This window comes from Halomonas alkaliantarctica (assembly GCF_029854215.1).
GTDB lineage: Bacteria > Pseudomonadota > Gammaproteobacteria > Pseudomonadales > Halomonadaceae > Vreelandella > Vreelandella alkaliantarctica_A.
This window is the reverse complement of sequence record NZ_CP122961.1, coordinates 2,173,359-2,185,765: the sequence shown is the minus strand read 5'-3', so window position 1 is coordinate 2,185,765 and position 12,407 is coordinate 2,173,359. Positions and strand designations below refer to the sequence as shown.

12 protein-coding genes are annotated in these 12,407 nt (G+C 55.6%); 6 read left to right on the top strand and 6 right to left on the bottom strand.

From position 1 onward, the window contains the following. The first annotated feature begins 1 nt into the window (after position 1). Both QEN58_RS10010 and QEN58_RS10005 read left to right on the top strand, forming a co-directional pair. A complete protein-coding gene (locus tag QEN58_RS10010; RefSeq protein WP_280103548.1) occupies positions 2-814 on the top strand; it encodes an amidohydrolase in 813 nt (270 codons plus the stop codon). Positions 815-816: 2 nt separating this feature from the next. Then, positions 817-1,521 (top strand): pseudouridine synthase, encoded by a 705-nt coding sequence (locus QEN58_RS10005; RefSeq protein ID WP_280106922.1) that lies wholly within the window; start codon positions 817-819, stop codon positions 1,519-1,521. A 122-nt stretch (positions 1,522-1,643) separates the two neighbouring features. Here QEN58_RS10005 and QEN58_RS10000 read toward each other — a convergent pair whose 3' ends face one another. The 6 genes from QEN58_RS10000 to gloB form a co-directional block, all read right to left on the bottom strand. Next, entirely contained in the window at positions 1,644-3,227 is a 1,584-nt protein-coding gene (locus tag QEN58_RS10000) for an ABC transporter ATP-binding protein (protein ID WP_280103547.1), read from the bottom strand. Then, a complete protein-coding gene (locus tag QEN58_RS09995; RefSeq protein WP_280103546.1) occupies positions 3,220-4,296 on the bottom strand; it encodes an ABC transporter permease in 1,077 nt (358 codons plus the stop codon). The genes QEN58_RS10000 and QEN58_RS09995 overlap by 8 nt, the downstream gene beginning before the upstream one ends. Positions 4,297-4,298: 2 nt before the next feature. Further along, complete coding sequence (locus tag QEN58_RS09990; RefSeq protein WP_007114307.1) at positions 4,299-5,372, bottom strand: microcin C ABC transporter permease YejB; 1,074 nt, start codon at positions 5,370-5,372, stop codon at positions 4,299-4,301. Between the two features lie 74 nt (positions 5,373-5,446). After that, positions 5,447-7,402, bottom strand: a complete 1,956-nt coding sequence (locus tag QEN58_RS09985) for an extracellular solute-binding protein (protein WP_280103545.1) — start codon at positions 7,400-7,402, stop codon at positions 5,447-5,449. Positions 7,403-7,444: 42 nt separating this feature from the next. Continuing rightward, entirely contained in the window at positions 7,445-8,632 is a 1,188-nt protein-coding gene (locus QEN58_RS09980; RefSeq protein ID WP_280103544.1) for a transglycosylase SLT domain-containing protein, read from the bottom strand. 30 nt (positions 8,633-8,662) lie between these two features. Continuing rightward, a complete protein-coding gene (gene gloB / locus QEN58_RS09975) occupies positions 8,663-9,430 on the bottom strand; it encodes a hydroxyacylglutathione hydrolase (RefSeq protein WP_280103543.1) in 768 nt (255 codons plus the stop codon). A gap of 111 nt (positions 9,431-9,541) precedes the next feature. On the opposite strand from gloB, the gene QEN58_RS09970 reads away from it, so the two are divergent. The 4 genes from QEN58_RS09970 to nudC are packed head-to-tail and all read left to right on the top strand — an operon-like array spanning position 9,542 to position 12,392. Continuing rightward, positions 9,542-10,414 carry a class I SAM-dependent methyltransferase gene (locus tag QEN58_RS09970; protein ID WP_280103542.1) on the top strand — a complete coding sequence of 291 codons (873 nt, stop codon included), beginning with the start codon at positions 9,542-9,544 and terminating at the stop codon, positions 10,412-10,414. Then, complete coding sequence (rnhA, locus tag QEN58_RS09965; RefSeq protein ID WP_280103541.1) at positions 10,407-10,877, top strand: ribonuclease HI; 471 nt, start codon at positions 10,407-10,409, stop codon at positions 10,875-10,877. Before QEN58_RS09970 ends, rnhA begins: the two co-directional genes overlap by 8 nt. Continuing rightward, positions 10,877-11,614 carry a DNA polymerase III subunit epsilon gene (gene dnaQ, locus QEN58_RS09960; RefSeq protein ID WP_280103540.1) on the top strand — a complete coding sequence of 246 codons (738 nt, stop codon included), beginning with the start codon at positions 10,877-10,879 and terminating at the stop codon, positions 11,612-11,614. The genes rnhA and dnaQ overlap by 1 nt, the downstream gene beginning before the upstream one ends. Further along, a complete protein-coding gene (nudC, locus tag QEN58_RS09955) occupies positions 11,607-12,392 on the top strand; it encodes an NAD(+) diphosphatase (protein WP_280103539.1) in 786 nt (261 codons plus the stop codon). The genes dnaQ and nudC overlap by 8 nt, the downstream gene beginning before the upstream one ends. Positions 12,393-12,407: the final 15 nt, after the last annotated feature.

Genomic DNA, 12,407 nt, shown 5'->3' with positions numbered 1-12,407 from the left:
AGTGAGTCAACTTAGGAACACGCTGGTGCAGTGCGATCTGCGCTGGGAAGACCCCCAGGCCAACCACGCCCACCTTGAGGAGTTGCTGGGCGAGTTGGATAGCAGCGATACGGATCTGATTGTATTGCCGGAAATGTTTGCCACGGGCTTTACCATGAACTCCCGCGAAATGGCCCAGCCGATGGCCGAGAGCCAAAGCGTTGCCTGGCTAAAGGCCCAGGCGAAGTCGCGTAACTGCGTGATGACCGGCAGCGTGGCGATTGAAGAGGAAGGCGAGTTTTATAATCGCTTGATCTGGGCGACGCCAGAGGGGGAATTAACCCACTACGACAAGCGCCACCTATTTCGTATGGCCGGTGAGCATGAGCGCTACGGCATGGGTAGTGAGCGCAAAGTGGTAGAGCTTAATGGCTTTAAGCTGCTGCTGAGCGTTTGCTACGATCTGCGTTTTCCTGTGTGGATGCGCCAGCAGCCAGCAGAAGGGGAGCATTTCGAGTATGATGCGCTACTGTGTATCGCCAACTGGCCAGCACCGCGGCGTCATCCTTGGCGCACGCTGCTACAGGCCCGCGCGGTAGAAAACCTAAGCTATGTAATTGGCGTTAATCGCGTTGGAGAAGATGCCAAAGGGCTTGCCTACAGCGGCGACTCCCTGTTGGTCGACTTCAAAGGCGAAGCGTTAATTGATAAACCTGCCCATACCCCGTTTATAGAGACGGGCACGCTGGATAAAACTGCCCTTGATGCTTTTCGTGAAAAATTTCCTGCCTGGCAAGATGCCGACCACTTTAAGCTGCTGCCAGGAGTGGGTTAATGATGCGCCTTGATCGCTTTTTGAGTGAAACCTCACCGTTAACCCGCAGCCTCGCCAAGCGGGCACTCAAAAATGGCGAAGTGACCTTAAATGGTGAGCCGATCAAACAGTCGGCGACTCAAATCGATACCGATAACGATGTGGTGGTACTCAACGGCGAGCGGTTGGCGCTGGTGGGGTTGCGCTACATTATGTTGCACAAGCCCGTCGACGTTGAATGTAACGCCCGGCGTGGTCTCTATCAAAGAGCAATCGATCTAATTGATCTACCCAAAGCGGATCGGTTACAGCCGGTAGGGCGGTTAGATGTGGATACCACGGGCTTGCTGTTGCTAACCGATGATGGCCAGTGGTCACACCGCGTTACTTCTCCGCGCCATCGCTGCGCCAAGGTGTATATCGCCGAGCTAGCCGAGCCTATGGAAGGCGCAACGGCTGAGTGGGCGATTGGCCAAGTCGCCGATGGCCTGATGCTGGATGGGGAAGAGACGCCGACGCAGCCCGCAACACTGCGACTGCTTTCGCCCACCCAGGCTGAGCTCACTATTACCGAAGGGCGTTATCACCAGGTGAAGCGTATGTTTGCTGCCTTGGGTAATCACGTGAACTCACTGCACCGGAGCTCTATCGGTGACTTAGCTTTGGATGCCAGCCTGGCTCCAGGCGAATGGCGAGAATTAACCACCGACGAAATCGCGCTTTTCTGAGTCCCTGGTTAAAGTTTGCATTGGCCGCTTTCCAAGATGGGAAGCGGCTTTATTTTAGCTGAATATTTATACCGTTATCTTGCTCCGCTCACTAACAGCAGAAAGCTTGGTGGCTAATTCAACTAGTGCGTCAAATGCGCAGCGGCAATCAGCGCTTGAGTATAAGTGTGTTGTGGCGCTGAAAGCACCTCTAGGCAAGAGCCTTGTTCGACCACTTCGCCATCCTTGAGCACCATAATACGGTGTGCCATGGCGCGCACGACGGCAAGATCGTGGCTAATAAACAAATAGCTTAGCTGACGGCGCGCCTGCAGATCGCGCAACAGGGCGACTAGTTGCTTCTGCACGGTACGGTCTAACGCCGAGGTTGGCTCATCCAGCACCAGCAATTCTGGTTCTAGGATTATCGCCCTTGCTACGGCGATTCGCTGGCGCTGGCCGCCGGAAAACTCGTGGGGGTAACGTGCGGCACAGCTCTCGGGCAAGCCAACCTCGCGCAGCGTTTGATTGACCCGCTGGGCGACTTCTTCAGTGGTGAGATGAGGGTAGTGAAAGCGCAGCCCTTCGCTGACGATATCAAACACCGGCATACGCGGTGAAAGCGCGCCATAGGGGTCTTGAAACACCATCTGTAAGCGGTGACGGTGGCGGCGTAACGCATCGCCGGTCAGGGCGCTTAGTTTATCGTTGCCAAGGGTAACGTCGCCTTGGCTAGTGACCAGCCGCATAACCGCCGATGCCAGCGTGGTTTTTCCCGAACCTGACTCACCCACAATGCCCAGGGTTTCCCCTGGCGCGATTTGGAAATCGATTGGATGTACCGCCACAAAAGCGGGCGGTTGGCGCTTAAATATGCCGGTTTTAGGGCGTTTAAAGCTCACGCTTAACTGTCGAGCCGTTAATAGTGGCGCTGCTTGCTCAATAGATTGGGGCCTACCTTCCGGCTCAGCGGCGAGCAGCGCTTTAGTGTAATCGCTTTGCGGGTGCTGAAAGACCTGCTCCACAGGGCCTATTTCCTGAATGCGCCCCTGATACATAACGCAAATGCGGTCTGCATGACGGCGAACCAGGTTCAAGTCGTGGCTGATAAACAGCATGCCCATGCCATGGTGATCGCGTAGTTCACGCAGCAGGGCGAGAATCTCTTGCTGTACCGTGACATCCAGCGCGGTGGTGGGCTCATCGGCAATCAGCAGTGAGGGGTTGTTGGCAATCGCCATGGCAATCATCACCCGCTGTCGCTGCCCACCCGAGAGCTGGTGGGGCCAGGCATCCAGTAGTTCATCCGGGCGCGGTAGTTGCACTTGTTCCAGCAGTTCTTTGCTGCGCTCACGGGCCGCTTGGCCGCGCAGCCCTTGATGCAGCCGCAATGCTTCACCGATCTGCTTACCCACACGATGCAGAGGATTGAGCGAGGTCATCGGCTCCTGGAAGATAAAGCCGACGCGATTACCGCGCACGGTGTTCCACTCAGTTTCCGTTAACGTGGCCAGATTGGTATCACCCAGCCAGCGTTCGCCTTGAACGGTGGCATTACTGGGCAGCAGATTCACCATGCCCAGCGCCGATACCGATTTACCCGAGCCGGACTCACCGACAATGGCCAGGGTTTCACCCGCGTTGAGAGTTAACGAGAGGGAGTGCACCACGGGGGTGTTATCAAAAGCGACATCAAGATGTTCAATGCGCAGCAGGGGATTAGGCATGCTGTGTCTCCTGGGCAGGGCCTGCTTGGCGCCGTTGTACGTGGCGGGGATCAAAGGCGTCGCGCAAGCCTTCGCCAATAAATACCAACAGCGAAAGCATGATCGCCAGGGTCATAAACGCCGTGATGCCCAGCCAAGGGGCGTGCAGATTGTTTTTGCCCTGGGCCGCCAGTTCACCTAGCGAGGGAGCGCCTGGAGGCAGGCCGAAGCCGAGAAAATCCAGAGCGGTCAAGGTGCCAATGGCGCCGGTAAACAGAAACGGAATAAACGTTAGCGTGGCGACCATGGCATTGGGTAGCACGTGGCGCCACATGATCAAGCGTGACGGCAAACCCATGGCTTTGGCCGCACGCACATACTCCAAATTACGCGCCCGCAGGAACTCGGCGCGTACGATATCCACCAGACCCAACCACGAAAAGAGCAGCATAATCCCCAGCAGCCACCAAAATCCCGGCTGAACAAAGCTGGCTAAAATAATGAGTAGGAACAGCACCGGCAAGCCGGACCAAATTTCGGTAAATCGCTGACCGATCAAATCAATTTTGCCGCCAAAGTAGCCCTGTACACCCCCCACCACGACACCGACGATTAACGATCCTGCGGTGAGTACCAGCGCAAAGGCCACCGAGAGTCGAAAGCCATAAATCACCCGTGCCGTCACATCCCGGCCCTGGTCATCGGTTCCCAGCCAGTGGCGGCTATCCGGCGGTGCCGGAGAAGGGCGGGTCATATTCATATCCAGGGTCTGGTATGAAAATGGAATGATGGGCCACAGAGCCCAGCCATGATCATCAATTTGTTGCTGAACAAAGGGATCCAGATAGTCCGTTCGGGTCGGTAGAAAGCCGTCAAACTCTGTTTCTGGGTAGTCCACCAGCATGGGAAAGTACCACTGGCCGTCGTACTCCATCACGATCGGTTTGTCATTGGCAATCAATTCGGCAAAAAGGCTGAGAATAAACAGCGTGGCAAATAACCAGAGTGACACCCGGGCACGCCGATTGGCTTTAAAAGCGGCCATTCGACGGCGAGTAATAGGCGATAAACGTGACGATAAAGAGGCCATTATCACGACTCCCGAGTCGAAAAATCGATACGCGGGTCTACCCACACGTAGGTCAAATCGGAAATCAGCTTGAGGATTAAACCGATCACGGTATACAGGAAGAGGGTGCCGAATATCACCGGATAATCCCGCTGCATGACCGCTTCAAAGCCGAGCAGACCCAGCCCATCCAGGGAGAAGATCACTTCGATGAGTAGCGCGCCGGTGAAGAAAATACCGATCATGGCGGCGGGTAGGCCCGCGATAATAATCAGCATGGCGTTGCGAAATACATGGCCGTAAAGCACGCGTCGCTCATCGGCGCCTTTAGCGCGGGCGGTAATCACATACTGCTTGTGAATCTCATCCAGAAAGCTGTTTTTGGTTAGCATTGTCAGCGTGGCAAAGCTGCCAATCGAGGCGGCGATAACCGGCAGCGTGATATGCCAGAAGTAGTCTTTGACCTTGCCCCAGGCTGAAAGCTGGTCGAAGTCAGGCGAGGTCAAACCGCGTAAAGGGAATAAGTCCCAGTAGGTGCCCCCAGCAAACAGGACAATGAGCAAGATGGCAAACAGGAAGCCTGGGATGGCATAGCCAACAATCACTAATCCCGACGACCAGACGTCAAACCGGGAGCCGTGGCGTAGCGCTTTTTTAATGCCTAACGGGATAGAGATTAAATAGACCAGTAGCGTCGTCCAGAGCCCCAACGATATGGAAACCGGCAGCCGCTCGATCATCAGCTCGGTGACAGGACGGTCGCGGAAGAAGCTGGTGCCAAAATCGAGGGTGAGGTAGTCGGCCATCATGCCGATAAATCGCTCGTGGGCGGGTTTGTCAAAACCAAACTGCTGCTCTAGCTGTTCGATAAAGCGTGGGTCAATGCCCCGGGCTCCCCGAGAGTCATCGCTGACTTGAACGTCGGCGCCCCCCATATCCAAGCGAGTGCTGGCCATGGCATCGGCGCCTTCAAAACGCGCCAGCATTTGATCAATTGGCCCACCCGGCGCCGCCTGAACAATAATAAAATTGAGTAGCATGATCCCGAAAAGGGTCGGAATCATTAGCAGCAGTCGGCGTAGGGTGTAACGGGCCACAGAGCACTCCTAGGTTGATGATGAAACCGTTTAGGACAAGCCGTTGCGCTAGAGCAGTTGTAACATAGCCAGAGTTAACGGCCGCGCTGGCGGCGTTGTAGTTCTGCTTCACGGTCGGTATCTACCCACCACGCATCTAGATCCATGGCGTATTTGGGGAAGGGTTCCGGGTAGCCGAATTTATCCCAAATGGCGATACGGGTCTCACCAGAGTGGTAATGGGGAATTACATAGAACCCCCAGCGCAGCACTCGGTCCAGTGCGCGCGTGGCGGTATCCAACTCTTCGCGGCCATGAGCACTAATGATCTCCTCTACCAGTGCATCGACCGCCGGGTGTGCCAGCGCCATCCGGTTACGGCTTTGCGGTGCCTCGGCGGCTTCACTGGTCCAGAAGTCGCGCTGTTCATTGCCCGGGTTGTTCGACTGAGGGAAATGGCTGATCACTATGTCATAGTCATAATTACGCTGCCGGTTTAAATATTGATTAATATCAACGATACGCAGTGACGTCTGTACACCCAAGCGGGCCATGTTGCGAAGCATGGGCTGCACCACCCGTTCAAGCCCCGAGTCATAGAGCAGCACTTCCAAGCTTAGGGGGCGACCAGTTTGTTGGTTAACCAGTATGCCATCTTCAACGCGGTAGCCCGCTTCGCGGAGTAGGTCGAGCGCTTTGCGGAGCCGCTCGCGCAGCTCAATGGGTTGATCGATAGGCAGTGGCTGTGTGAATAGGCGGTCAGAGCCATGAGAGGCAATCAACTCCTCCCGAAAGGGCTCCAGCAACGCCAGTTCCGCTTCGGATGGTAAGCCGGTGGCTTCCATCTCTGAGTTTTGGAAAAAGCTCTCGGTGCGCTGGTAGGTGCCGTAAAAAATATTGGTGTTGAGCCACGGGAAATCGAAAGTAAGGCTCAATGCTTCACGGACTCTGGGGTCTTGGAACTTCTCTTTACGCAGATTGAAGACAAACGCCTGCATCATGGAAGGATTAACGTCCGGTACCGTTAGCCGCTTTACCAAGCCCTCTTCATAAGCTGGGAAGTTGTAGCCAATTGCCCAGGTTGAGGCGCGGGCATCGGTGCGAAAGTCGGTCAGCCCCGCTTTAAACGCCTCCCAGGCAATATCCCGGTCACGGTAGTAGTCGTAAATGATGCGATCGATGTTGTAGCGGCCAATATTGACCGGTAAATCTTTGCCCCAGTAATCTTCATCGCGGTGGTAAACAATTCGCCGACCAGGATCTATTTCGCTAATGCGGTAGGGCCCAGAGCCTGGGTGCGCCGCCAGAGTAGGGGATGTGAACTCGCGGGGTTCCCAGTAATGGCGGGGGAGTATGGGCAGTTGGGCGATGATTAACGGCAGCTCTCGCGATTGAGTATCGTTAAAAGTGAAGCGTACCTGATGCTCATTGAGGGCGATGGCTTCTTCCACACCCGCGTAGTAACTGGCGTAAAACGGATTGCCCTCTTCGCGGAGCAAGTTAAGCGAGAACACCACATCGTAGGCCGTGACCGGTTCACCGTCTTGAAAACGCGCTTCAGGGCGTAAGTCGAACTCGATCCACTCCCTGTCAGGGTCAAGACGCACGCCCTCGGCCAGCAAGCCATAGAGGCTGAATGGCTCATTGGGGTTGCTGGCCATCAGGGTGTCGTAAATTTGTGAAATGCCGGTAACCGGCGTGCCGCGAATAATAAACGGATTGGTCGAGTCGAAGCTGCTCCCCACGGCGGTATGGGTAATGGTGCCGCCTTTGGGAGCCTGGGGATTTACATGGGGGAAGTAGGGGAAGTCGGCTTCTAACTCGGGGCTATCGTAGAGCGATAGCCCGTGAACTGTTTCAACCGGGACCACGTTGTTTTCATCGGTGTTTAAGTCACCCACGACGTTGGGGCTGATGGCGGCGGATGATGAATCGCTGTTAGGCGTCGGCTCTGTCGCTATCGTTTCGGCGTCTGAAGCCAGTATCGATACGTTGAACAGCAGGCCACTGATGAGTAGAAGCGTTTTCGCAAGAAACAAACCACGCGGCATTGGTGACATCCCATGTGAACAAAGCCAACTATTTAACCCGGCTTAACGCCCTGAAAGTGTCAGCAGTTGGCCTGGTTGTAAAGCGCTGGGGCGGTCAATTGCATTCCAGCGTATAAGGTCTTGCTGGTCAACATTATACTGGGCTGCAATCGCAGAGAGACTATCCCCCCTTTCAACGCGGTGAGTGTTGCCACTGCTAGCTTGTGTTTGACTGCCACCCTGTGCAAGTTGCGCAAGTACCTGAGTATCCGCCTCTTCAGGTACCAGCAGTGTCTGGGCGCTGCGTGGGTCGATACTGCCATTAAGCAGGCCCGGATTTAGCTCAGCTAACGCTGTTTGGCTTACATCCAGTAGTTGGGAGGCTTCTGAGAGACTCAATGGGTGGGTCAACTGCACTTTTGCAAAGGCCGGATCAACATGTATTTCCGGCAAGCTGACACCGTATTGCTCTGGGTCGTTAATAATCGTCGCGATTGCTTTCAGCTTGGGTACATAGTTCATGGTTTCGTAGGGCAGCTGGAGATCCCAGTACTCGCCGTGTAAACCTTGACCCTGGGCCTGGCGCTGAGCGTGATTGACGGTGCCCGCGCCTGCGTTATAAGCGGCGAGTGAAAGCATTAGATCACCTTCGTACCATTGATCTGCCTGCATTTCCAGGTAGTCCAGCGCCGCTGCGGTAGAGGTCACCACGTCTAATCGGCCATCGTAGTTCCCGTTACGTACCAAGCCTAGTGCATCGCCGGTACCAGGCATAAACTGCCAGAGTCCAGCGGCACCGCGGTGGCTACGCGCGCCTGGATCAAAGGAGCTTTCAACGAAGGGTATTAACGCAACCTCACCAGGCAAGCCGCGCTCACTCACTTGCTGGGTAATCCAGGCAAGCCAAGGGGTGGCTCGTTCGGTGATAGTGGCAATGTTCTCGGGACTGGAACGGTAGTACTCAATCCATTCGTCTACCCGCGCTTGGGCCTCCGGTGGCAGTGACTTTTCTTGCCACTGGAAGCTTTTCCGCAGCGTTGTCCAAGCATCTTGGGGTTCCAGCTCCAGTGCCTCCCAAAAGTGGGTCTGAAACGGCGTGGGGCGTGGTTTTGTAGTGCTGCTTGAAGCAGTAGATCCTTCATAGCCTGTCGCAGAGGCTTGTGAGCTTGCCGCAGCGGTTAACATTAGGCCCATTATTACGGTACTGCCCGCGCTCAGCATCAAGCGCTGGCGAATCGTTCGATAGGTCATAGTTACATTCGTTTGGTTTCGATAGCGTTCTTAAAAACGGTTCTTCCACTCTCGTAGAGTGGTGAACGTAGCGAGATCATCATGATTAACACCCTGGGTACCTGCAGCCTGGCGCACGCTATCAGTGCCCACGCGAAGGTAGGGATTAATTGTCAGCTCGCGTCCTATCGTGCTGGGTAAGGTGGGGCGATCCAGTGCCCGCGCCTTTTCACACTCCTGCAAGGCGTGTTTAACGTCTTCGTTTTCAGGATCCGCAGCACGGGCAAACGTTAGGTTTGCCTGAGTGTACTCATGGGCTGCAAAGACCAGTGTATCTTCAGGGAGTTCCGCAAATTTTTTCAGCGCGGTGTACATCTGCTCCGGGGTACCCTCGAATAAACGACCGCAACCCGCGCAAAACAGAGTGTCACCGCAGAACAGTAGCGCAGGGATACCTGCTGTGTAGTAGCTGATATGATCCAGCGTATGGCCGGGGGTCGCCATGACGTCAAATAAGCGCCCCATGATGCGGACTTCATCTCCGTCACCCACGGTTTCATCAATGCCTTCAATCGTGGGATTGTCCGGGCCGATAACGTGTGGTGAGTAGCGTTTAATTAATTCTGCTAGACCACCCGTATGATCATGGTGATGGTGGGTAATCAGAATGCAGTTTAGGGTGAGCGACTCACGCTCAAGAAACTCGATCACCGGGGCAGCTTCACCGGGATCCACCACACAAACGCTTTGACTGGTATCTTGTCTTAATAGCCAAATATAGTTGTCGCTAAGGGCAGGGATCGGTGTCACGCTCATCATCGGCGAGATCCTTTAAGTTACGAAAAAACACATGAAACATTGCGCTTATTAGCGCTAAATCGGTGCGTAAAAGGCGTTAAAAAGCCGTTACTGTGGAGGGAAGCGCTGTTCATGTCAAATTCGACGACGGCCACGACACTGGCTAAGCGCTTACAAAGTAGCCAGCCTTATTGGCAAACAGAGGCAGGGCGTTCGCTCTGGGAAACCCAGCGTGGTTGCTTAGGGCCCGTGGTGGAATCGCGTGTGGGCGGCCATAGCTTGGAAATGAGCATGGGGCCGGCATTGATGACCATGTCGGCCATTGCGCACCCCATACGCTGGTCGCCTACGCATCAGTTGGCCGAAAATGATAGCACCCTGGTATGTCCTCCGGATCAACTTGCACTGCCGGATCGCTGTTTAGATGTGATGGTCATTCACCACTGGCTTGAACACTTAACCGATGCCCACTTCACGCTCCAGGAGGCCGCACGGGTCACCGCTGATAACGGCATTATGGTGCTGTTTGGCTTTAACCCCATTGGCGTGAGTGGCCTTGCACGGCAGTGGCGAAAGCGCCAGCAGACGTTTCCCTGGAGCGGTACCTGGCGCTCTGCTAGCCGCCTGCGCGACTGGTTGGCGTTTGTCGACTTTGAGGTGGAGCGGGTAGACTACTGCTGTTTTCGGGGGCGGATGAATGCCAAGTGCGGTGAGTATTGGGAGTCGTTAGGGCGGCGTCATAACCTGCCGCTGGGTGAAAGTTATATGATTCAAGCGCGCCGACAGCAGCGCCAAGCGCCGGTACAGCGCTTGAAATTTGGCTTGGAGGCGCCAGCATCTCCGGCGTCGTTGGGTGTTACCCGCTCTGGCTCATCCGCCCACTACCAAGCTTATCAAGCACATCCCGCGAAAACATCGCAAGCCAAAACACGGCAAACGGGCATGCACAAGGCTGATTCAAATAAAGCTGATTTACAGACACCGGAGGATCGAGAGATTGACTAAAGAGGCGGCGGGAGATCTACCTCGGGTAACGGTGTACACCGATGGAGCTTGCAGGGGCAATCCAGGGCCCGGCGGGTGGGGTGTCGTGCTGGCGAGTGGCGAGCACGAGAAAACATTGAAAGGCTACGAGGCGGATACCACTAATAATCGCATGGAGTTAATGGCCGCGATTATGGCGCTACGCACCCTCAATACCCCTTGTGAAGTGGCGATCTGGACTGACTCCCAATATGTTCGCCAGGGAATCACCCAGTGGATTCATAACTGGATCAAGCGCGGCTGGAAGACCGCTGCCAAGCAGCCGGTCAAAAATGCCGAGCTGTGGAAGACTCTGCACGAAGAGACCCAGCGCCACCAAGTGGAGTGGCACTGGGTAAAAGGGCACAGCGGCCACCCTGGCAACGAGCGCGCCGATTCGCTGGCCAATGAAGCGATTGATGAGCACCAAAAAAGGAGAGCATGATGCGTCAGGTGATCTTAGATACTGAAACTACGGGTATCGACCCAAAAGATGGCCATCGCCTAGTCGAAATTGGTGCTATTGAGATGGTCAATCGACGCTTCACTGGCCGCACTTATCATCAATACATCAACCCCGAACGGCATATCGACGCTGAAGTCGTCGAAGTTCACGGGATTGATGACGCTAGAGTCGCCAACGAGCCGGTGTTCGCCAAAATAGCCGATGAGTTTTGGGCGTTTATCGAAGGCGCTGAGCTGGTGATTCATAACGCACCCTTCGATGTGGGCTTTATTGACCACGAGCTGGGCATGTTGAACCGGCAGCGCAAATCCCCTGTATTGGGGCCGGTAAGGGACCATTGTGGTGTATTAGATACGCTGACCATGGCCCGGAAGATGCACCCCGGCCAGCGCAACAGCCTTGATGCCTTATGCAAACGCTACGATATCGACAACGGCCACAGGGTGCTGCACGGCGCACTGTTAGACTCTGAAATCCTCGCCGAAGTCTATCTGGCGATGACCGGGGGCCAGACTGCGCTGACCTTGGATGCGGCCTCCGCAGCGGAACAGGAGCAGGCGGATACCTCCAATGAGGGGATGTCGATTCAGCGGCTTTCTTTAACGCCTGGCCAACTGCGCGTGGTGCGGCCCACCGACGAAGAGCGAGCGGCCCACCAGGCCAAGTGCGAGGCGCATCAATTGAACTGGTTTGAGGGTGCAGCCAGCGATGCTTAGGCGAGAAATTCCCCATCACGAACAAGCAGGGCGGGTGATTCGGCTGTCGCGTAGCCTGTTGGCGCCAGCCCCTTTAAACGGCAGCGAAGAGTTGACCCCGCTGCAGCCTTATCAACCCTGGACAGAGCAGATGCAGCCGCTATGTTACTGGGATGATGAGCCGGTGGCGCTGCTGGTTGAGCCCCAGGCTGGAAGCGGCTGGATTGATGGTCGGCAATGGATGAGCGAGCTTTCCGTCGCCTGGTTTAGCCTGCTCTCTACGGCGCTGCAGGTAGGTGCTTGGTTAGAGAACCACCGGTTCTGTGGTCGCTGTGGTGCACCGGCCACCAAGCTGACTGCGGAATTCGCTATGCACTGCCACGCTTGCGGGCACCGCAACTATCCGCGTATCTCGCCGTGCATTATCACGCTGGTAACCAGTGGCGAGGCGATGCTGCTTGCCCGCAGTCCGCGCTTTCCACCGGGGCGTTACTCCACGTTGGCAGGTTTTATCGAGCCGGGGGAGTCAGCGGAAGAGGCGGTGCACCGGGAGGTGTTTGAGGAGGTGGGCGTGTATATCGATCAACTGCGTTATCACCAAAGTCAGGCGTGGCCTTTTCCGCACTCGTTGATGTTTGGTTACTTCGCCGAAGCCACCACCCGTCGCATTCGCATCGATGGGGTGGAGATTAGCGATGCCGCGTGGTTTTCTCCTCGTCAGTTACCCTCTCTGCCGCCGCCTTACTCGATATCCCGCGAACTGATCGAAACCCATTTGGCACGCTGGCGCGAAAAGTAAGCGGCGCCGCGTGCC